This window comes from Methanothermobacter thermautotrophicus str. Delta H, assembly GCF_000008645.1.
Lineage (GTDB): Archaea > Methanobacteriota > Methanobacteria > Methanobacteriales > Methanothermobacteraceae > Methanothermobacter > Methanothermobacter thermautotrophicus.
The window spans coordinates 297,160-318,390 of sequence record NC_000916.1 but is presented as its reverse complement, the minus strand read 5'-3'; the positions used below and the strand labels follow the sequence as shown (position 1 = coordinate 318,390).

Annotated in this window: 17 protein-coding genes; 10 read left to right on the top strand and 7 right to left on the bottom strand. The window is 50.5% G+C overall.

Features of this window, described 5'->3' with window-relative positions; all coding sequences use genetic code 11:
• Window positions 1–116: 116 nt before the first annotated feature.
• From MTH_RS01710 to MTH_RS01700, 3 genes are all read right to left on the bottom strand, one after another.
• Window positions 117–980 (bottom strand): hypothetical protein, encoded by an 864-nt coding sequence (locus tag MTH_RS01710; protein ID WP_010876011.1) that lies wholly within the window; start codon window positions 978–980, stop codon window positions 117–119.
• A gap of 62 nt (window positions 981–1,042) precedes the next feature.
• Window positions 1,043–1,759, bottom strand: coding sequence for a glycosyltransferase family 39 protein (locus tag MTH_RS01705; RefSeq protein ID WP_048060799.1), 717 nt, complete (start codon window positions 1,757–1,759; stop codon window positions 1,043–1,045).
• A gap of 103 nt (window positions 1,760–1,862) precedes the next feature.
• Window positions 1,863–3,014: a glycosyltransferase gene (locus MTH_RS01700; RefSeq protein ID WP_158296321.1), complete on the bottom strand. Its 1,152-nt coding sequence runs from the start codon at window positions 3,012–3,014 to the stop codon at window positions 1,863–1,865.
• Window positions 3,015–3,111: 97 nt separating this feature from the next.
• On the opposite strand from MTH_RS01700, the gene MTH_RS01695 reads away from it, so the two are divergent.
• The 4 genes from MTH_RS01695 to MTH_RS09725 all read left to right on the top strand — a co-directional run bounded on the left by MTH_RS01695 (window position 3,112) and on the right by MTH_RS09725 (window position 6,046).
• Window positions 3,112–3,807: an NTP transferase domain-containing protein gene (locus MTH_RS01695; protein WP_010876008.1), complete on the top strand. Its 696-nt coding sequence runs from the start codon at window positions 3,112–3,114 to the stop codon at window positions 3,805–3,807.
• A complete protein-coding gene (locus MTH_RS01690) occupies window positions 3,804–4,769 on the top strand; it encodes an NAD(P)H-dependent glycerol-3-phosphate dehydrogenase (RefSeq protein ID WP_010876007.1) in 966 nt (321 codons plus the stop codon). The genes MTH_RS01695 and MTH_RS01690 overlap by 4 nt, the downstream gene beginning before the upstream one ends.
• Before the next feature lie 20 nt (window positions 4,770–4,789).
• Window positions 4,790–5,659 carry an oligosaccharide flippase family protein gene (gene rfbX / locus MTH_RS01685; protein WP_010876006.1) on the top strand — a complete coding sequence of 290 codons (870 nt, stop codon included), beginning with the start codon at window positions 4,790–4,792 and terminating at the stop codon, window positions 5,657–5,659.
• A gap of 237 nt (window positions 5,660–5,896) precedes the next feature.
• Window positions 5,897–6,046, top strand: coding sequence for a hypothetical protein (locus tag MTH_RS09725; RefSeq protein WP_010876005.1), 150 nt, complete (start codon window positions 5,897–5,899; stop codon window positions 6,044–6,046).
• Window positions 6,047–6,132: 86 nt separating this feature from the next.
• Here MTH_RS09725 and MTH_RS01680 read toward each other — a convergent pair whose 3' ends face one another.
• Complete coding sequence (locus tag MTH_RS01680; protein ID WP_048060798.1) at window positions 6,133–7,284, bottom strand: CDP-glycerol glycerophosphotransferase family protein; 1,152 nt, start codon at window positions 7,282–7,284, stop codon at window positions 6,133–6,135.
• A 234-nt stretch (window positions 7,285–7,518) separates the two neighbouring features.
• On the opposite strand from MTH_RS01680, the gene MTH_RS01675 reads away from it, so the two are divergent.
• Entirely contained in the window at window positions 7,519–7,716 is a 198-nt protein-coding gene (locus MTH_RS01675) for a hypothetical protein (RefSeq protein WP_143485729.1), read from the top strand.
• Window positions 7,716–8,534 carry a glycosyltransferase gene (locus MTH_RS01670; protein WP_048060797.1) on the top strand — a complete coding sequence of 273 codons (819 nt, stop codon included), beginning with the start codon at window positions 7,716–7,718 and terminating at the stop codon, window positions 8,532–8,534. The genes MTH_RS01675 and MTH_RS01670 overlap by 1 nt, the downstream gene beginning before the upstream one ends.
• A gap of 31 nt (window positions 8,535–8,565) precedes the next feature.
• Here MTH_RS01670 and MTH_RS09295 read toward each other — a convergent pair whose 3' ends face one another.
• Window positions 8,566–9,783 carry a glycosyltransferase gene (locus MTH_RS09295; protein WP_010876001.1) on the bottom strand — a complete coding sequence of 406 codons (1,218 nt, stop codon included), beginning with the start codon at window positions 9,781–9,783 and terminating at the stop codon, window positions 8,566–8,568.
• A complete protein-coding gene (locus MTH_RS01660; RefSeq protein WP_010876000.1) occupies window positions 9,784–10,893 on the bottom strand; it encodes a CDP-glycerol glycerophosphotransferase family protein in 1,110 nt (369 codons plus the stop codon).
• A 136-nt stretch (window positions 10,894–11,029) separates the two neighbouring features.
• Between MTH_RS01660 and MTH_RS09290 the strand changes: the two genes are divergently transcribed.
• The 4 genes from MTH_RS09290 (at window position 11,030) to MTH_RS09285 (ending at window position 19,215) form a co-directional block, all read left to right on the top strand.
• Window positions 11,030–13,132, top strand: coding sequence for a histidine kinase dimerization/phosphoacceptor domain -containing protein (locus tag MTH_RS09290; protein WP_010875999.1), 2,103 nt, complete (start codon window positions 11,030–11,032; stop codon window positions 13,130–13,132).
• Between the two features lie 291 nt (window positions 13,133–13,423).
• Window positions 13,424–14,920: a pseudomurein-binding repeat-containing protein gene (locus MTH_RS01650; RefSeq protein ID WP_158296320.1), complete on the top strand. Its 1,497-nt coding sequence runs from the start codon at window positions 13,424–13,426 to the stop codon at window positions 14,918–14,920.
• A gap of 304 nt (window positions 14,921–15,224) precedes the next feature.
• Window positions 15,225–16,763 carry a cation:proton antiporter gene (locus MTH_RS01645; protein ID WP_010875997.1) on the top strand — a complete coding sequence of 513 codons (1,539 nt, stop codon included), beginning with the start codon at window positions 15,225–15,227 and terminating at the stop codon, window positions 16,761–16,763.
• 361 nt (window positions 16,764–17,124) lie between these two features.
• Window positions 17,125–19,215, top strand: a complete 2,091-nt coding sequence (locus tag MTH_RS09285; protein WP_052261150.1) for a pseudomurein-binding repeat-containing protein — start codon at window positions 17,125–17,127, stop codon at window positions 19,213–19,215.
• Between the two features lie 181 nt (window positions 19,216–19,396).
• On the opposite strand, the gene MTH_RS09280 is transcribed toward MTH_RS09285, so the two are convergent.
• Complete coding sequence (locus MTH_RS09280; RefSeq protein ID WP_052261149.1) at window positions 19,397–21,091, bottom strand: sensor histidine kinase; 1,695 nt, start codon at window positions 21,089–21,091, stop codon at window positions 19,397–19,399.
• Window positions 21,092–21,231 lie beyond the last annotated feature (140 nt).

The window sequence follows — 21,231 nt, the reverse complement described above, 5'->3', positions numbered from 1 at the left end:
TTCCTTCCCACAATATACGATTCAGAGTATATCCTAGTTTAACTCAAACTAGTTATTGAACTCGCCATATAAATAGTTTCAATCTGTTAAGCGAATCCATCCCTCGCCAGAGAGAATCACCTCAACATCCACTGAATCCTGTACCGGAGGGGAAGGATCCCGGCATATCTACTGAATCTTCCTGGCAATGGAACCCCATCCCTTGAATATATGACCCTGTAACCTTCAGGCAACTCTGTTTTACCCGTCCAGAATATATAGTAGTCAGGGTTCACTTCATAGAAGTACTTGAGGCTTAACTCCCTACGCTGTGGGTGGATTATCCTTGTGAAGACATAGTCTCCAAGGTACCATGTGAAGGCAGGGCCCCTGTCAGCAGCTATGACCCTGTCCCTGTAGGAGGGGTCATGGTTCATGAGCCAGGCGCCGCTCCTCTCACCCTTAACTATCCCATATTCCTGGGGCCATCCTGCAGTGTAATGGATTGCCGAAGAGACCATCAGAAGGGTGACTGCAATGGACAGAACCGTCGATGCCCTCCTGGATCTCATCAAAGCAGATAAATTGTTCAGTGAAAGGGATATGGCGTAGGCGAGGGCTGGCAGGACTGTTATGATGTACCTGTCAGCCTTTACAGGGTGAAAGCTGTGCATGTAGAGGTAGGCCAGGACCCAGGCAGCCATCGCAAGGTTCATCTCAATGTTATCAGTGTTCCCCCTTATCCAGAGGATTGAAAGTGCCCAGAGGAATATGAGGACCTCGCTAAGTGCAAAGGATATCCTTCCAAAGGTGAATATGAGTGCTGCAGATATTACAATGAATATAATCTTTCCCCTGAGGTTATCGGTTGATATGAGGTCCCTGTTCCTCCATATAATAATCAGTAAACCTGCTGATATGAGGGCCAGTATTATGAAGGCGATTGGTGTCGGTCCTGAAAGTGAGGGGTTCAGTACCCTGAGGTAATCCTGTGAAGGCATTGCTGAGATGTACTCTGGAAGGTGCTTGAGGTAGTAGAGGCTGTCTGTGCTGTAGCCAGGATTTATGGATGTGGCTGAACCGGTGACTGTGGATGAAACCTGTTTTGTGAAGGGTAGGGGTGTTCCGATGTTTCTGTAAAAAAGTACCCGAATGGGATGTAGAGGAGGACCCCCAGGCCAATTCCCCTGCCTATGTCTGGCAGCTTTAACCTGAGGGATGGGTCAGTGAGTATTATCACTGCAAGTGGGAGCAGCATGAGACCCGATGTATATCTTGTGAGAAATGCTGCCATTGCAACCGGAAATGCAAGGTAGTAGAATCGGCTGTCACGCCTCCTTGCGATGAGTGCAAGGTAAACGGCCCATATAGAGAGGGAGATGGCCGGGACATCCAGGGACCCTGTGGCTGCCCATGATAGGATAAGGCTGAAGGATGCGAATGAGATGGCCCCTGCAAGGCTCTCCATTTCACTGAATCTCAGTTGGAGGAGGAGGTACATCCCGATGATACCTGCAACATAGAATGCCGCTGCCGCCGCAAATACCGTTATTTCACCTGTGAACCCGAGTCTGAAAAGTAAGGCCAGCACCGCCGGGAAGAATGGTGGTAGGTAGAGGGCGTCGCCGGGTCCAAGGTGGGCCATTTTCATGGCATTGTTAACATACAGGAAAATGTCCCAGTAATAGATCCCTATACTGTTCTGGATAAGGACAAGGATAACGGCTATGAAGACCGAGAAGATGGCAACAACTGAAATGAACCTTCTATCATATGACATGATCGATACCCCTTGCACCAAATAACTTCAATCAACTTCCATCACTGCATATCATTAATTGGCTGGACCCATATAAACCTCTGCATAGGTGCTCCAACCGGTTTCAGTGTCTGGAAGCCTTATGGGTGACCTCCAGGTAAATGTCCTCAAATGTCTCTGATATTGATTCAGGGTCGAACTTCTCTGCCGATGGATTGAAGGAGTCGCGTTCCTTCAGGACCCTGATTATGGCATCCCTCAGGTCCCTGGCTGAGGGCCTCGCTATGATGCCATCACCGGGATCCATCCACTCAGATATCCCGCAACTTGAAGTTACGACAACCGGGGTGCCGCAGGCAATGGCCTCTGCAGCGGAGTTCCCAAAGGATTCATACTTTGATGCCGATGGCAGCACAAACACATCGGCGTCCACATAGGCCTCAAGTTTATCCATTTCATAGAGGGGACCTGTCAGGAGAACCCTTTCACCGATTCCCAGTTCATCTATGAGGCCCATGAGCCTTTCCAGGTAGTGGTCATCAGGTCCCGTTATGACCAGAACTGTGTCTTCATCCATGTCCCTGAAGGCCCTGAGGAGTATGTCGAGACCCTTTCTTTCATGGATCCTGCCCAGGTAGAGTATGATCCGCGCATCTTCAAGACCCCATTTCTTCCTGAAGAGCCCCCTGGATGGTCTGTGAGGGATATCGACCGGGTTAGGTACCTTCACTATGGCCTCAGCGTCGAGTTTAGGGTAAACCTTCCGGTAGAAACCTGACTCCACAGTGGATGTTGCTACTATCCGGGACGCCCCGTACATTATCCGGTTACCTGCAATGAAATCGAATACTTCCTTGAGGGTAGCCCTCGACATGGTCGGGACGGAGCCGTGGGGCTGTACAATGTAGGGTACACCTGCACGTGATGCCAGTGTGGCTACAACGGCTGCAAGGAAGGTTCTGTGCTCATGGATATGAACAACATCAAATTCCCGGATCTCCCTCCAGGCAACATAGGGGAGTTTAAGTGGTACCGGGAGGTTCATATTCCCTGCCAGGTACATTGAAAGGTTCCTGAAATAGTAGGTCCTTATGCCATCAACATCGAGGGGCCTGTTAACCTCGACGTCAAGTCGCCTCTTGAACCCATCTGTTGTGTAGACCGTGACCTCATGTCCAGCAGACACCTGCCTCGATGCCAGGTCATAGACTGAACGGGGAGGACCACCTGCCTCCCATGAGGGTTTGAAGTATGGTGTTACATGAAGTATCCTCAATCCTATAAACCTCCTTTTCCGGGGCCCGGTTACCAATTACAATTAAATAGTATGCAACATAAATCTGGTCTAGAATTGTTCTTATCTACATTTAAAGGTGATTCTTATTAGGGTTATTATTCTTGCTGCAGGAACCGGAAGCAGACTTGGGCATGGAATACCCAAGGCACTCGTGGAACTCGGAGATGGAAAAACGATAATGGATCAACAGCTCGAAAATATAGCACAGATAACGTCAACAGAAAACGTGAGGGTCGTGCTGGGCTACAGGGGCCATCTCATAGAGGAGAGGTACCCCGACCTTGAATTCGTCTACAACCATCGCTACAGCGAAACAAACACCTCCAAAAGCCTTCTAATAGGGCTGGAGGACATGGATGAGGATGTGATCTGGATGAACGGGGACGTGGTCTTCGACCCATCCATCCTCAAAATGATAGGTGAGAAGCCGGGCGAAAACCTCATCTGCGTTGACAACAAGAAGGTGGGGGAGGAAGAGGTTAAATACAGCCTCGACAGTCAGGGATTCATAAGGGAACTGTCCAAGAATGTCACGGACCCCCTCGGGGAGGCTGTGGGAATAAATCAGGTCTCCAGAGAAACCATTCCCATGCTGAGGAATGCCCTCAGGGAATGCCAGGATCAGGACTACTTTGAGAGGGGAGTTGAAATTCTCATAGAGAAAGGGGAAACCTTCAGACCACTCAACATAGGCGAAAGGTTCTGCATAGAGGTGGACTTCCCTGAGGACCTCGTGGAAGCCAGAAAATATTTCATGGAGAACCATAAATGATGGTCACGGTCATTGGAGCAGGGAGCTTCGGAACAGCGATAGCACAGGTCCTATCATGGAATGCTGAGATGGTCCGCCTCATGGCCCGGAGATCCGAAGTTGTGGAGAACATCAACAGGACGCGCGAAAACAGCGCTTATCATCCTGGAGTGAAACTGAGGGATAACATAGAGGCGACACTCATGGACGGTTCCGTGCTGGAGGAATCCGAGTACGTATTCATGGCCGTGCCATCAGGGAACCTCAGGAGCATCGTAAGGTCAATGAACAGCAGCCTTGAGGATAAGAAGATAGTATCCTGTATAAAGGGAATAGAGCACCCAGGCCTCAAAACCATGAGCTCTGTTATAAGGGAGGAAACAGGGTCCAGGACAGTATTCAGCATATCCGGTCCCAACTTCGCCGACGAACTCATAAGGGGCATGACGTCCGGGATAACAGTGGGTGCCAGCACCAGATATGCGAGGGAAATTGCAGGGCTTCTGAAGTCTCCCCGCATAATCCTCGACCACTCAGAGAACGTTGAGGGTGTTGAATTCTGCGGGATACTCAAGAACGTCTACGCCGTGGCCATGGGTATACTCGACGGACAGATAACAGGCGAGAATCACCGCCACTCCCTCCTGACCCTATGCTTCAGGGAGATGAACCTGATACTCAATGAGATGGGGTACGGTGAACTCCATGACAGGTTCTGTGGATTTGGAGACTTTCTCCTCACATCAACAACCGATAAGAGCCGTAACCGCACCCTGGGGCTCATGCTGGGTAAGAAGATGAGACTCAGCGAGGACTCCACCATAACCATAGAGAGCCTCAGGTCCATAAGGGCCATAAGGGAGCTGACAGAGGGTCTTGAGCTGCCGGTCCTTGAAATGGTATACCAGACCATGCAGGAACCTGAAAACGTCAACCTCTACATAAGGGAATTCCAGGAGAGGATATCCAGACCCGAATTTTAGGTAATCAGGAGTTTATTTCGATGAGTATCCGGGATCTCATGGGACTTATCAGGTCAGAGGAGTACAGGGTTCTCGCCGAGAACTTCCTCTCACTTTCAACCCTCCAGGTGCTTGTCTACATAATACCCTTCATCACCCTCCCGTACCTCACCAGGGTTCTGGGTGTCTACAACTATGGCCTTGTGAACTTTGCCATCGCATTCAACACCTACTTCATCATCATCACCGATTACGGTTTCAACCTTTCTGCTGTGAGGGAGATATCGGTGAACAGGGAGGACCCGCACCGTGTATCCGAGATATTCAGTTCCGTCATGTTAATCAAGGGGATCCTTGCAACCCTGAGTTTCTGCATACTCCTGCTCGTCATCCTTAACATCCCCCGTTTCTCGGTTAACTGGCAGGTCTATACCTTTGCATTTGGACTTGTTATCGGGAATGTGATCTTCCCGACCTGGTTCTATCAGGGCATGGAGCGGATGAAGTACATAACCGTCCTTAATGTCCTCACGAACCTCATATTCCTTGCAGCCATATTCATATTCATAAGACGTCCGTCCGATTACCTCTACGTACCCCTTCTCCAGTCCATGGGGACCCTGACCGCCGGTGTGATTTCTCAGTGGATTATAAGGACCCGCTTCAATGTAAGGTTCCATCTACCACCCCTGAGGACGGTTTACGAGACCTTCAGGGACAGCACCCAGTTCTTCCTGTCAAGGGTCTCTGTTTCGATCTACACCGGCAGTAACTCATTCTTCCTGGGTTTATTCGCGGGTAACACAGCAGTGGGTACTACTCGGTCTGCTGAAGAACTCTACACTGCTGCTCAGGGCCTCTACAGCCCCCTGATAGCAGTAACATATCCCTATATGGCCAAGACACATTAACAGGGCATTCCACAAGAAGGTCCTGCGCTAGTCCCTCATCCCTCAACACCATCCTCTGTGGCGGGATAATCCTCTTCGCGCCCACCATAATAGGAATACTCTTTGGCCCGCAGTACATGCCAAGTGTCAACGTCCTAAGGTTACTTGCCGTGGCCCTCATGGTGGTAATCCCCTCGATACTCCCTGGGCTACCCCTTCCTCGCCGTTCTTGGACAGCAGAGGTACGCCAACGGCAGCGTGATAATAGGTTCAATTGTGCACCTGATAATGCTCCTTGCAGTATCGGCATTCATGAACATATACATCGTTGCATGTCTCGTGATAATAACCGAAACCATAGTCCTGGCAATAAGGGTCTACGGGATCAAAAAACATGACCTCTGGTAGATGACTCCCACAGAGAACTGTCAGAGAAAAGGAGGGGTGCCAGCAAGACTCTATAAAAAAATAAAATTACATGCATTTCCTATTTTTCATCCCCAGACCAGTTCATAGACTCTCCTGGATGACTCCCCATCCTGCTGCTGGTTCACGAGGCTGTTCACGATCCTCCTCTCTCTCCTGTAATAGTCATCATCCTCAAGACACCTTTCAAGTTCCTCCAGGAAATCACTGAAGGTTTCAACACGGGGACCCGGGGCCCAGAACTCGAAGGGCTCCAGGACAAAACCTCTGACCCTCCGGTACTCCTCCAGGTCAGGGACAGCAAAGATCACAGGCCTGTCAAGGAGCAGAAAGTCAAAGTAGACCGATGAGTAATCGGTTACAAGGACATCAACCCCCGGGAGGACGTCATAGAGGTCCATGTATCTCTCTGCAAGGTCATCGCTACCTATCAGCACCACGTTGTCCATTTCACTGAAGAATCTTCTTGCCTCCTCCTCTTCGAGTGGATGGAACTTCACAAGGAAAAGTATGTTCTTTTCCTTCAGGAACCCTGAGAAGGCCTCGGCATCAAAGTCAGGGAGATTGAGGTGGTGGGATATGAGTCTTCCATCACTTATGTAATCTGATGCCCTGAATGTTGGTGCGAAGAGCACCACCTTGCTGTAGGAACCGGTATCAATACCTGTAATCTCAGGGATCCTTCCATCTGATCTGAAGAGTTTATCGTTCCTTGGCTGACCTGTTATGTGTATCCTGCGGGCGTCCTGGTTGAAGCATGCCGCCATGGCATTCCTCATTATGGTGGAAGTTGCGATGAGGTAGTAGTTCTCATCATCGAACCTTACGGGTTCCTTAAACTCCCTTCCGCCGGTTTCAGCGTAGCCCATGGCCTTCAGGGGCATTCCATGCCAGAGGTTAACATACTTCTGTCGCCTTACACGGATCTCACTCATCCTCCCGTGTGTGGAGACCAGGGAACCAGCACGTAAAATGGTGAGGAGGGCCCTCAGCGAGTGTCTCCTCTCCTGTCTCACACCCTCAATGTCGAGGGGCTCTTCAACGATCCATACCGCTTCAGGTTCACCCATGTCCCTCATGAATTCAAACAGAGCCTGGCTGTTTCCTGAAAAATCAGGTACACTGTCAAATACAGCCAGCCCATCGTCCTTTGGTAAAATCCAGTTGATAAACTTGAGTAAACGTGTTAACATGAAACAGGCCTCCAGTTTCGCATTCATGGATTGATCAATCACATTATGGCAAAGGCCATATATAGATCCATCCATCTGCCAGACAAAAAAACGCAAGAACATCATGAACAGAGGATAAGATCATGAGAGGATCATGGATGCAGGAAAGAACTTGCATCACAAATTAGATTAACCGGCAGAAACAATAGGATCCCCCAGTGGAACACCTGGAAAATCATGTAATCAGACACTTTGTTCAGGAAACTGAAAGCGAGGGAGTTTATGAAGATAATGATGATAATACCCTTCGACCCATCCACCGGGGGTGGTGTCATGAGGGCTGTTAAATCTCAGGAAACCGTTTACAGGATGCTTGGAGCCAGCACCGAAACAGTCCATGCATCAGAACTTGACAGGGTCAACCTCAGGGACTATGACCTCATACACGTCCATGGGCCCCTCATCATCGGGGGCTTATGATGATCCGCAGAAGCGGGGTGCCCGCAATCCTCACGGTACATGGCTGGGTTATGGATGAGGCAATAACCGCCCTCAGGATGAACCCCAGGGGGAACTTCCACTACATCTTCAGGATAATAAACTGGATACTGCACAGGCTGATATTCATCCCACTGATTTATAGTCGTGTTACTGCAATTGCTAGGATAAAACTAGAAAAAAATGGAATTAATGGTGTTGTCATACCAAATGCTTTCATAACAGCAGACGTAGACAAGAAAGTGGCCAACTGCAAAAATTTATCATTTGACGATTTCACCCTTGTAACATATGTTAGTGTAGGAGGATCACTAATTAAAGGGATGGAGAGACTTTCAAGGATAATTACAGAGGTGAATAAAAGAACAGATAGAAAAATTCAACTTTTAGTTTTTGGCACTCCCGTAGAAACAGACAATCCCCATATTAAAATGATGGCTTACCGCGACGACTTCTTATGCTATCTCAAATCAGCAGACATGATAATCCTTGGATATGAAATGATTGAACTTGGATATGCTGCAATGGAGGCAGGCTACCTGTCAGTCCCAATAGCCAAGTTTAAAAGTGAATTCGAGGAACTCGAGGATGGAGTCCATGGTATAATAGCAGAAAGCGAAGAAGACATGATCAAAAAACTCGTAAAAACTATTGAAGATCCTTCGTTGGTTCGTGAATGGGGTGAGAACCTGAGGGCCCATGTACTGAAAACCAGGTCCCCCCAGGTTATCGGGGAGAAGTGGAGGCGTCTGATCCTGGAGGTCACCGGGATGAGCCCCGACGCCACCGGCAAAGGCTGATATCCATCCCATCAAACATTTTATCCCTGATCTACCACGGCATCAAGGAAATCAAGCCACCTCCTCCTGATGGCATCAGGGCTGAACTGGAGGCCCTCTCCCTGGCCCGCTCAGAGTATGAGTCAAGGACCTTCCTGTCTGTGATGATCTCGTGGAGTGTATCGACCCATAACCTTTCCTCCCTGCACAGTTCATCATCTGCAGCCCTCATTTCACCATCAAAGGGAGGTAGAAGGACCCCGTAATCTGCGAATTCCGTCTTCTCGGTTTTGAATGATGGATCTGAACTGGGGGCAAGTATCTCCCTTGGACCCCCACAGTCTGCGGCTGCAACAGGCGTCCCCAGGGCCATGGCCTCCATCAGGGCAAGCGGGAGTGCCTCCCTCAGTGATGGCAGGACAAAGAGGTCTGAATGTGCCATGAAACCATAGGGGTTCCTCTGGAATCCAGCAAAGTAAACGTCATATTCACCTGGCTCGCCACCGGTGAAGGTTTTAAGACCAAGGTCCTCTGATAGTCCCTGCAGGTACTCCCTCAGGTCCCCATCACCCATTATGACCAGTTTGAGGTCGGGTATGAGTTCTTTTAGCCTGGCGAACACCCTGATAAGGTGCCACTGGCCCTTGGCATGTGTCAACCTTCCAGCGGTCAGGATCACAGGTGCGGTGAACACATCATTCCACCTTGCCGGTAGAACAGCAGCCCCCTCAATGGCATCGACGTCTATATGGTTTGGTATCACCGCTACCTGCCGGGGGTCGATACCGTAGGCATCAGTGAGGTCAGTGGCCGACTCCATGGATACACAGATTATTCCAGCCGCCCTGGGATAGGTGAGCCTCACGAGGGCCTTCACACCCCTCCCATAGATATCGTCAAGGTTCTCATTCCTTGAGAGTACAGTGTGATGACTTACAACCGGTCTGTCAGAGCCGGCTGTGAATATGTTCTGTATGCTGAGGGCCTCTGAGAAGGATACCGAGACATCAAGTTCAAGTTCAGCCTTGATGCGTCGCAGTGCAAGTATCCTCCTTATGAAAAGTCCAAGCCTCCGGGGTAGTTCATCCCCTGGAGAGGCAGGGGGGACGTCCAGGACATGGAAACTGCCACTCCACTCCTGCAGGGGTTCATGTCTGTAAACTGTGATCACGTGCACCTCATGGTGCTCTGATAGAAGAGATGATAGACTGGCAGCGGCCCTGGCGACTCCACTATCATCAAGGGATGGTAATATGAGTCCAATCCTCATTCAATCACCCCAGACCAGTTCATAGACTCTCCTGGATGACCCCGCGTCCTGGTGCTGGTTCACGAGGCTGTTCACGATCCTCCTCTCCCTCCTGTAATAGTCATCGTCCTCAAGACACCTTTCAAGTTCCTCCAGGAAATCCGTGAAGGTTTCAACACGGGGACCCGGGGCCCAGAACTCGAAGGGCTCCAGGACAAAACCCCTGACCCTCCGGTACTCCTCCAGGTCAGGGACTGCAAAGATCACAGGCCTGTCAAGGAGCAGAAAGTCAAAGTAGACCGATGAGTAATCGGTTACAAGGACATCAACCCCCTGGAGGATGTCGTAGAGATCCTCTGACGGGTCAAGGGCCCTGATATTACCCCCGGACCTCTGCCTGATCCCTGAATCGAGTGGGTGAAGCTTCATGAGGAAGACTGCGTCATGTTCCCTGAGAAAGTCCTGAAATTTCTCCTCACTGTAGTCCGGCATGCTGAATATGGACTCGTCCCTCCCGGTATCCCGGTAGGTTGGTGTGTACAGGATTATGGTCCTGGAATCATCCATGGTTCTGCCCTCTGTGAGGAGTTTATCGTTCCTTGGCTGACCTGTTATGTGTATCCTGCGGGCGTCCTGGTTGAAGCAGGCCGCCAGGGCATTCCTCATTATGGTGGAAGTTGCGATGAGGTAGTAGTTCTCATCACATACCCCCGGGAGCAGTATGGATGGCTCCCTTTCTGTGTAGCCCATTGCCTTCAGGGGCATCCCATGCCAGAGGTTGAGGTAGACCTGATTACCCGCCCTTATCATGAGGTGATAGCCGTGGGAGCTGACTATGTACCTTGACCTCAGGAACTGCCAGAATTCTGATGGAGTGTTCCTCAGATACTGTGGGGCGTCGAGGTCATCCCTGATACTGTCAACCACCCATATCATCCTGTAATCTGTTCCAAGGGATTTAATGTAACTGTAAAGCTGGGAAGGGTTATCTGAAAAATCTGGTATGCTTTCAAAGAGTATCTGATTGTCCCTCTTGGGTACAAGACGATTTATGGCAACCATGATAAGGTTAAGGGCTCTTCCAATCCATGAATTCAGCAGAAACCTGACGAATGAATCATGCAATGACATTATGATCCTCCATGAATTAATACCCGGTGGGCCTCCGGTAGATACACACCCTCATGACCGTAAAGGTATTTAATGGTAACCCGGATATAACCAGTATACCACCTCATTTTATGTATACTTTAAGAGATGTGGGAGGATGGACATCTACATAACCCTATCGGTACTGGCATCGGTATTCTATCTGGGGGCCGGAATGTACCCCCTCAAGCTGAGGAGGTGTAATCTGGAGTGGAGCTTCCTTCTCATAGCCATAGCACTGGCCCTGTGGGCACTGACATCCACACTCCTCCACACCACCTCAGGCGTGTACAGTCTGATATTCTACATGCTCTCGGGCCTCTCCATCATCCTGCTGCCAGCCCTATTCCTGAACTTTGCCCTGGTACTCTCTGCAGATGATGAAAGACCCGGTAAGTTCACCGTTATACCCATAATACCCTCCTTCCTCTTCATCTACCTGCTGCTTGTGGCCTCCCTTGTTAAACCGGGGGACATCCATGACCTCCTCTCATGGACCGGAGACTTCCGGGGATTATTTGAGGCCTACATGGTGGGTTATCTTGCCGTTGCAGTCTCACTCATATGGAACCATGCCAGGGTGGCACCATCCCACCGTGAGAGGAATATGACCACCCTCATATTCATCACATCATCCTTCAGCCTCATTGCAGCCCTCATCGTGACCACCCTCATCCCGTCAAGCCCCCAGAACATGAACACCCTGGGACAGATCGTGGGGATGATCGGAGCCGCAGGTATCGTCCATGGGATGGCCAATTACCATCCACCATCCATGAGCCCATCCCTTGCAGGTGAGAGCATAATAGATAAGGTCACCGACCTCGTAGTCCTCCTGGATGCAGAGGGAGGGGTGACAAAGCTCAACCAGAGGGCAGAAAGTGAACTGGGTGTGGACTCTGCAGGGGACTGGAGGGACATCGTTGCACCCGAACACCACGGCAAACTGGAGAGGGAATTTGAGGACATCAGGGAGAGGGCTTCATCCTCCAGGGGTGACTATCATCACAGGCCGCTATCCATTGAGTACCTGAGGTCAGATGGTGAGCGGCTCCCTGTGAAGCTCTTCATATCACTCATAAGGGAGGGTGCCGATGTGGTGGGCTACTCCATGGTAGCCCAGGACCTCCGCCACACACTCAGGCTGAGGGACAGGATAGAGGAAACAGAGAAATCAGAGAAACTTACCAGGATGCGCCTACATGAGTTCAGGACCCTCAATGAAGCCATAATCAGGATAAACCACAGTAACAGCCCTGATGAGCTATTCAGGAATGTCATGGTACTTCTTAATGAGCATCTGGGCCTATCAGAGGGTGCTGTCTACCTCATGAGGGATGGTGTCCTGAAGCCCATGGGAGACGGCTTCATCATTGATAACCCCGAGGAAATCCTTGGAGAAATGGATGATGCCGTGCTGGTGAGGGATGACCTTATAGCGGTGGCACTGAGACATGACGATAAGACCCTCGGCTTCATGGTCTTCAGGAACGGGCATGAACCGGATGAATATGAGCTTAGACTGCTTGAAACGATGGGTGGAGAGGCTGCCTCGACACTGAAGAGGATATTCTATGAGAAGAGACTAGTGGAATCCCTTGAGGAGAAGGAGCTGCTACTGAGGGAGATACACCACCGGGTCAAGAACAACCTGCAGGTTATCTCAAGCCTCCTTAACCTTCAGAGCAGCTACATAGATGACCCGGGAATCACCGGTGTCCTCAGGGACAGCCAGGGGCGCATCATGAGCATGTCAATGATACATGAGAAGCTCTACCGTTCAGGGAACCTTGCGGATGTGGATGTGAGGGGCTACATAGAGGGCCTTGCAAGGAGCATAATGTTCTCCTACATGAGGCCTGATCAGCGGGTTGATCTCAGATTTGAAATAGAGGACATCAAGCTCAACGTTGACACCATAATGCCACTGGGACTCATAGTGAATGAACTTGTGACAAACGCCTTCAAGTATGCATTCCCTGATGGTGGAGGAGAGGTGCGTGTTTCACTGGGCCGTGATGGTGATGGGTTTCTGCTTACCGTTGCAGATGATGGCGTGGGACTCCCTGATGACTTCAACCTGGACAGCCTCAAGAGCCTTGGGATGCTCCTTGTGAGGAACCTGACCGAGCAGCTGAACGGTGAACTGGAGTACACCTCCAATGGGGGCGCAGAGTTCCGGGTGAGGTTCTCGGAGATACAGTACAAAAAGAGATTCTAAGAACCCTGAAAAACCGGATACACACAAAAAGAGTCTCAAAATAGGGGCTTTCTTCTAATTTTACCGCAACCCCCAGAAACCAGAAACCAGAAAAAGATCACAATTTATAAATAAAATCAGGGGCAGAAATATTAGCTGCAGGATTCCGTCCTGCATTCTGGAGGCGATAGTATATCCCGTGGTATGCAACTGCTGTGCGTGCTCTTTGCATGCATGGTGTTACTTAATACCGGAGAGATCTATGCCCAGAACACACAAGGTGAAGAAGCACTGCTTCCTGATAATATGACAGTGAAAACCTGCAGTACGGTGATGGAGTCAAACTCCACAGTTGCAGTGGTTAATGGGAGTGCAGAGGCTAACAGGACTCTGGACTCTGCAGCGGGCCCATCCGTTTCACGGGCCGATGTTGAGGACGCCGCAGTCCGTGTCAACGCCTTCATAGCAAGGAATAAACGTCTTCCCCTCACAGTTGAGGTTGGAAGCGTTAAGGTGAACATGGCACAGTTCCTGCAGCTTGAAGCATACTACGTCCTCAACCGGACACCCACAGTGAATCAGGTCCAGGTTCCAGGGAAAACATCAGGGACCATGCTCAAAGGCTCAATTTACCTTAAGGATTACCTTGAAGTTGCAGGGAGGGTCCTCTCCTCAGGAGGGGCGCCCGGATACATAGGCTTCAGGGACCAGAAGATAGGATTCGAATCACTTGTGTGGCTATTTGCAAGGGCAATTAATTTTAAAGTGGCAAATCAGCGCCTTCCAAACCACATCAAACTGGACGCACTGAATTCTGTGAAATCCTCCACACCCACCAGTAACAATTCCGGCAGCAGCGATGCTGCCAGTGGCAATTCAGGGTTCACAAGGGAGCAGATACTTGCAGCGGCCAATTCACTGAAGAACTACATTGACAGGAATCAGAGCCTACCCGGGTATGTGCAGGTGGCAAACCAGAGGCTTGGTATAGCCCAGTTTCTGCATCTTATGGTTAAATGCCTCAACCAGATAAATCTGGGGAAGAACACCCCAGTCGCACCGGTAACTGCCGGTGAGGCAGCAAACCCTGCAGGTGATGCCAGGGGTACTCTCACAAGGTTAGAGTACCTCAAGGTGGCATCCGGCGTTCAGGGGTTCATGGAGAAGAACCATAGGGCCCCAAATTATGCAGGATCAAGTAAAGGTAGAATCTCGTATGAGAGCCTTGTATACTCCATTTCAAGGGTCCTGAGCTTCTACAGCAGCAACAAAAGACTTCCGAACACCGTGACCGTGACGAGGCTGGCGTCCTCCCTGAAGAACCGGCCAGAGAATGACCCCTACAGGGGTGAGAGCACCGCAAGGTACCTCGCCTCGTCAGCCAGCTGTCCCGTGGACAGTCCTGATATCAGATCCCTTGCATCTGAGATAACAAGGGGGCTGACCTCGACGTTTTCCAGGGCGGAGGCCGTCTTCGGCTGGGTGCGTGACAATATAAACTACAGCTTCTACTATAATACGAAGTACGGCGCAGTGGGCACACTCAAAAACAGGACAGGTAACTGTGTGGACCACACACACCTCCTGGTTGCCCTGGCAAGGGCTGCCGGGATACCTGCCAGGTATGTGCACGGGACCTGTAACTTCACATCAGGTAACGTCTATGGACATGTCTGGGCCCAGCTCCTCGTTGGCGATACATGGTACGCTGCAGATGCAACAAGCTCAAGGAACAGCCTTGGAGTTGTGAACAACTGGAACACTTCCAGCGCAGTGATAAAGGGCATATACGCGAGTTTACCCTTTTAGAGGTTAATAAACCTCATTTTTTCTTTTTGATGGTTCGCTCCGCTGAGAGAACATCATATATAATCCATAATAACAGGAACCATTGCCATCAGATCAGAGCCCCGGAATAAACACCGGATACACGAGGCAGAATGGGATAATGAACACCGGATACAAAAGCTAATTAGAAACCGGTCAGAGAAAGTTAAAATGGTGTTAACATGGACGTTCCACTCATGAGGGAGATTGTCATAATATTCAGCCTGGCACTCATGGTCCTCCTTCTGCTCAACCGGGCCAGGAACCCCACATTCTGGGCTTCTTTGTGACCGGGGTGATAGCCGGTCCATCTGTCCTCGGGGCTGTGTCATCAGGGAGTATTGAGAGCCTGGCTGAACTGGGTGTTATACTGCTTCTTTTCACAATCGGACTTGAAATGTCAGCTGAAAGGTTCGGGGAGTTCAGAAGAACAGCCCTTATAGGTGGAACCCTCCAGATATGTCTGACTGTCTCGGTGGTGACCATCCTCACCATGGTGCTGGGTCTAAGCCCGGGTAAAGCCGTCTTCCTGGGTTTCCTGATATCACTCAGCAGTACAGCTGTGGTCCTCAAGGTCCTCCAGGACTTCCATGAGACAGAGGCACCCCATGGACAGGCCTCCCTGGCCATCCTCATATTTCAGGACGTTGCAGCCGTGCCCATGATCCTCACGGTGCCCTTCCTTGGCGGGGTGGTGGGTGACCCCTCATCGGCGCTGGGAACCCTCCTCACAGCCGGTGCTGTGCTCCCTTGGGAACCTTGTATCGGCAAGGTGCTTGTGCCCAGGCTCTTCGATGTGGTTGCGGCCACAGGGAGCCGTGAGATATTCCTCCTCACAGTCATACTTGTATGCGCCTCTGTCACCTGGCTCACAGGGGAGGTGGGCCTGTCACCCGCCCTGGGGGCCTTCCTGGTGGGTTCCATCGTTGCGAACACAGAATACGCCCACAGGGCCCAGGGGACAATACTCCCCTTCCAGGAGGTCTTCCTGAGCTTCTTCTTCGTCTCCCTGGGTATGCTGCTGGATCTGAGGTTCTTCCTGGACCACATCTACCTCATAGTCCTTGCGGTTATCGGGGTTCTCATGATAAAGGTGGTCATGAACAGCCTCGTTGGATTCGTCATGGGCTACTCCGCAAGGGTTGTGGTCCTTCTGGGCCTTGTCCTTGCACAGATCGGTGAGTTCTCCTTCATACTCTCTGAGACCGGGCTACGTTACGGCCTCATGGACCGTTTAACATTCCAGGCCTTCCTCTCGGTTTCACTGATAACCATGGCCATCACCCCCTTCCTCATATCGCTCTCACCCAGGATCTCAGAGAGGATAGTCCGCGCGGACCTCCACCCCCGGATAAAGAATGGGAGGGTCTACAGGAGGCCCTCTGTGGACCTCAGGGACCACCTGATAATCATAGGTATGGGTATAACCGGGAGGAGGCTTGCTGATACCTGTGAGGACCATGGTATACCCTACATAGGCCTGGATGTCAACCCTGAAGCCGTGAGAAGGGCCCGCGATGAGGGTCTCAATGTCTACTATGGGGATGGGACGCACCTGGCCGTGCTGAGGCATTTCAATGTCCCGGAGGCTGCGGTGATGGTGATTGCCATTGCAGACTACCGGTCCACGGTCCATGCCATCCATGAAGCCAGGGCGCTGAATGAGGGTATGAAGATAATAGCGAGGATAAGGGGATTTGAGAATACTGAGATGCTCTACACGGCAGGGGCCGATGTGGTGGTTTCAGAGAAGCGTGAGGCTACCAGGAGGATCTCAGATGAGATATTCAGCTGTTACAGTGGGGTCTGTGAGCTTGAGGAGTGAGGGGTTTATGTGGAGAGTTGATCAAACATTGTATTACCCCCTTAATCTGACATGCGCAGACCTCCTCCTCTGAACAGCGGTTATATGGTGGCTCCGAAATTAGATCCGGAGCGCGAATGCTCTTATCTTTTTAGGAGCTGTTATCCAGACTCACGGAGCATAATGAAAACCGTGAAAGACTCTAATATTGTCTTATTTGATTTAAAAAGTTCTAATAATGTCTTTTTTCAATTTTTAAACCACAATGTTTATATATAAAGGCCTTTTTAAGAGTCTACATGGGGTTTTTAGCCCCAGTGGAGGCGGTAAAATTTCGAGAAAGCTGAACATTCTAATAGCCCTTGTTCTGGTGCTTTCATTCATGGGCTCAAATGTGGCGTCTGCCGTTGAAATGGCAGACAGCAGCACAGAGGATATGGAGGCCCAGAACACAAACACAACAACGGAAAACACAACAGAAACAGCAGAGCAGAACACAACACAAACACAGGAAAACACAACAACAGAACAGGCACACGGCGCCATCTGGGTCAAGGCCTATGACATGGGAAAGGTCAACCTCAGTGAACTCAAAGGTAAGGGTATATCTGATGTTTTCCTTGAGCAGCTGGCCTTCAATGATGAACGCTTCAGAGCAAACCTCACCTCATTCCTCGGTAACACTTCAGCCCAGGGTATAAGGGTGAGTGCCTGGGTCATCTGCCTCAAGGATGCTAACGGCAAATGGGTTGACCCAACCGGCAGGTACGCCTACAATGTTACAACCACCAGCAAGGTCACAGTCAAGGAACCCTACAAGTACTATTACACTGTAACAGTGAAGAAGGCCTACACAACCTATGTGAAGAAGTGGTACAAGTCATGGTACAAGTACAGGGGTAAGTGGAGATACACCTGGAAGTACCGCTACGTTAAGAAAACCTCCTACAGGTACGTCAAGGAGACACGTTACACCATAAAGTACAGGACAGTTACAAAGACGGTTACCAGTACAGAGACAAGATACGGCTACAACACAAGCTATGCAGAGCAGTTCATTGATAACCTCACCCGGAGGGTGCTATCATACACCAGCATTCCAGGGGTTGGTGGTATCCACCTCGACTATATCCGGTACCCTGGAAACGCATACCAGGTGCCCAACTCAACAGCAACCATAACAGGGATAGTCAGGAGGATCAGTGAAGCCGTTAAATCTGTTAACCCCGGGCTTCTACTGTCGGCTGCCCTGATGCCAGAGAAGGGATCAAATGCCTACTACTATGGCCAGAACTACACCCAGCTTGCAGAGTATCTGGACGTCCTTGTGCCGATGGTCTACAAGGGTAACTACCGGGAGGATTCCTCATGGATACAGAATGTAACTGCCTACATCAAGGCCAGGAGCCCCGGTGCACAGGTGTGGACCGGACTTCAGACCTACAGATCCGACAGTGATGTGACGCCCATACCTGCAGATGAGCTCAGGGGAGATATAGATTCAGCCCTCCGTGGAGGAGCCGACGGATACGCCCTCTTCAGGTACGGGTTGATCGATAAAGACTTTCTGGGTGGGATACCATCCGCAACAACAAAGCCGTCTGCTGAAAATTCAATCACCGCATCGATGATCATGGATGCCGCCAGCAGGGTTAAGGCATTCGTTGAGTCAAATTACAGGCTCCCCAATTATGTTAGCCTCGGTGAGAGTCAGGTTACACCCGCCGGATTCCTCTACCTGCTGGCAGAGTTCCTCACAGGTAAGGATCCTGTACCTGGATCCTTCAGTGAACCATCAGCCACAACCCTTAAGGCTTCAGGGACAATCCAGAAGGATGAGTACCTGCAGATCGCGTCACAGGTCCTGAGCTACATGTCATCAACAGGCACTGCGCCGTCACAGATATCATCCAGTGCAGGGCCCCTGAGCTTCAACGTCCTCCTCTACAGCCTGTCAAAGGTTGTGGCATTCCAGGAGGATAATGGAAGGCTCCCCAACTATGTCACGGTTGACAGTTCCATATTCTCAGGCAGCTACCTGGCCTCAACAGCGAACTGCCAGGTTACAAGTACAGAGATAAGATCCCTTGCAGCAAGCATCACCAGGGGTCTGACCTCAGTTACTGCCAGGGCGACAGCGATATTCAACTGGGTGCGTGACAACATAGACTACAGCTTCTACTACAACACCAGGTACGGTGCAGTGGGCACACTCAAAAACAGGACAGGAAACTGTGTTGACATAACACACCTCCTGGTTGCCCTTTCAAGGGCCTCAGGCATAGCAGCCAGGTATGTGCATGCCACATGCACATTCGTCTCAGGGAACACCTACGGCCATGTCTGGGCACAGCTCTACATAAATGGTTCCTGGGTTAACGCTGACGCATCAAGCAACATGAACTCCCTTGGAGTCATAAAGAACTGGAAGAGCGCCAGTATAAAGGGCTACTACGCGGAACTGCCATTTTAAATTTTTTATTTTTTATTTTTTTGATATAGAAGGTCCATTTAACAGCCAATCCTTTTGAAAAACTGCGACAAACTGGATCCTTAACCGGGAAGATCCCATTCAACAGCTGATCCCTTAAAATCCGCAAAAAACCGGATCTCTATAACTGCAGATATTGAAAACCAGCACAGCGTGTCCCGCACTAGGTTCTTTTCATGTATTCGAGTTCCCTGAACCTTAGGGACACCACAGTACCCTGATCTGATTCTATCTCAAGTTCACCCTCAAGCTGATCTGCAAGGGCCCTCATGAGCGACAGACCAACGGTACCATCGGGTATACCCTCCATGCCGGTACCATCATCCTCAACCCGCAGGTAGAGTAGCCCGTCTGATTCCATCGTCACTGTGATGCTGCCCTCCCCTGAGGGGAAGGCATGCCGGATTGAGTTGGTAACCGCCTCATTTATGAGGAGCCCCAGGGGTATTGCGGTTTCAAGGTTCACCCGGACGTCTGCATCCACCCTGAAGTGGATACCGTAGACCCCATAGGCGCTTACAAGTCTCTCAATGAGCCTTGTTATGAAGGACCCCATATCAACACCAGTGAAGTTTCCGCTATCATAGATTGTCTCATGGAGGATAGCCATTGCCCGCACACGGCTCTGGGCATCCCTCAGGACCTCACGCGCCTCTTCACTGGCATTCATGGCCTGAATATTGAGGAGGCTCATGATTATCTGGAGGTTATTCTTGACCCTGTGATGGACCTCTGCAAGAAGAGCGTCCCTCTCACTCACTGTGGACTCGAGGGACCTCTGTATCCCTATAAGGTCCGTGATATCTGTGAGTGACACGATGTATCCTGTGAATTTTCCGTCAGAGAACCTTGGAACCATCCATCCCGTGTAGTGGCCATCACCCACCTTCATCTGTTCAATCATGACAGGTTCGCCACTGGATGATGGCCGTGGAAGATCCATGATCCCCAGTTTTTTCATGGCAGAGTTCCTGTAGATAATGCTCCCCTCCTTGTCAAAGACCGCCACAGCCTCTGCAAGGTTTTCAACAACATCCCTGAAGAACTTCTGGGCCTCGAGGAGGTCCCTCTGGTATTCTGATCTCTTCTCATCTATCCTGTTGAGTTCATCCGATGCCAGGATAACAACTATTATGGTGAGGGAGGCTGTCATCCCCATGAGGAACACCTCCCCGAATCCAGGGAAAAGCCTCTGACTTATTTTCATGGTGAAGAGGCCCAGGATGGTTATGCTGGCTATCATGATGGGGATGAGCAGCCTGGCCAGATGCCCTCCGGTGAAGGACATGTGTATGGGTGCAACTATACCCTCCTCAGGGTAGAGGCTAAGGAATGATGTGGATGTGAGGAGGTGGAGGATGGCGGTGTAGAATGCCATCTGGAAGTACTGGCCGTAGACTCCAACACCTCCAAGGTATCCTGTGGCCACGCAGTAGGCCACTGTCCCGGCTGAAAAGGCGAGTACCTGGGGTGCCGTGTACCTTGAGGACGAAAAGAGGATCAGTATGATGGCGTAGATGATGAAGAGGATTGATGATATGAAGCGAGAGTTTGAACCGTACCCTGTGATGGATGTCTGAAGATACCCGGTGACGGTGAGGGTGTAGAAGACAAGTAGAAAGGTTGCAATGTAGAGCGCTGGGGTTCTGATCTGCTTTGAGAGAAGAATTATGGCGGACCCCAGCATCAGGAACACTGCGGCGGTCATCGGCTGCGTGTGTGGTGATCCCATGATCTCTCCCCTTAGCTGGGGGATCCCCATAAGGTGGCCCGTGATTGTGAGGGCCGAGAGGATTATAACTGCAAGGGCAAATGAAAATGAGAGTCTCCTTGCAAAGATTGCAGAATCAGGTTCCAAGTTTAGCACCCATAGAACTTCTGTGGGATCATGTTAATAAAATCTTTCGGATACTTGCAGCACAGCTGATCCCTGATCTTCAGTAAAGGGTGGACCTGGACGCTCTTAACATCTGTGCATCTGAAATGAAAATTATGAAT

Excerpts from the sequence above, each read along its gene's own strand:
- MTH_RS01710 (WP_010876011.1), bottom strand. The coding sequence starts at position 980 with ATGCCTTCACAGGATTACCTCAGGGTACTGAACCCCTCACTTTCAGGA.
- MTH_RS01705 (WP_048060799.1), bottom strand. The coding sequence starts at position 1,759 with ATGTCATATGATAGAAGGTTCATTTCAGTTGTTGCCATCTTCTCGGTC.
- MTH_RS01690 (WP_010876007.1), top strand. The coding sequence starts at position 3,804 with ATGATGGTCACGGTCATTGGAGCAGGGAGCTTCGGAACAGCGATAGCA.
- rfbX (WP_010876006.1), top strand. The coding sequence starts at position 4,790 with ATGAGTATCCGGGATCTCATGGGACTTATCAGGTCAGAGGAGTACAGG.
- MTH_RS01680 (WP_048060798.1), bottom strand. The coding sequence starts at position 7,284 with ATGAATGCGAAACTGGAGGCCTGTTTCATGTTAACACGTTTACTCAAG.
- MTH_RS01675 (WP_143485729.1), top strand. The coding sequence starts at position 7,519 with ATGAAGATAATGATGATAATACCCTTCGACCCATCCACCGGGGGTGGT.
- MTH_RS01670 (WP_048060797.1), top strand. The coding sequence starts at position 7,716 with ATGATCCGCAGAAGCGGGGTGCCCGCAATCCTCACGGTACATGGCTGG.
- MTH_RS09295 (WP_010876001.1), bottom strand. The coding sequence starts at position 9,783 with ATGAGGATTGGACTCATATTACCATCCCTTGATGATAGTGGAGTCGCC.
- MTH_RS01660 (WP_010876000.1), bottom strand. The coding sequence starts at position 10,893 with ATGTCATTGCATGATTCATTCGTCAGGTTTCTGCTGAATTCATGGATT.
- MTH_RS09290 (WP_010875999.1), top strand. The coding sequence starts at position 11,030 with ATGGACATCTACATAACCCTATCGGTACTGGCATCGGTATTCTATCTG.
- MTH_RS09285 (WP_052261150.1), top strand. The coding sequence starts at position 17,125 with ATGGGCTCAAATGTGGCGTCTGCCGTTGAAATGGCAGACAGCAGCACA.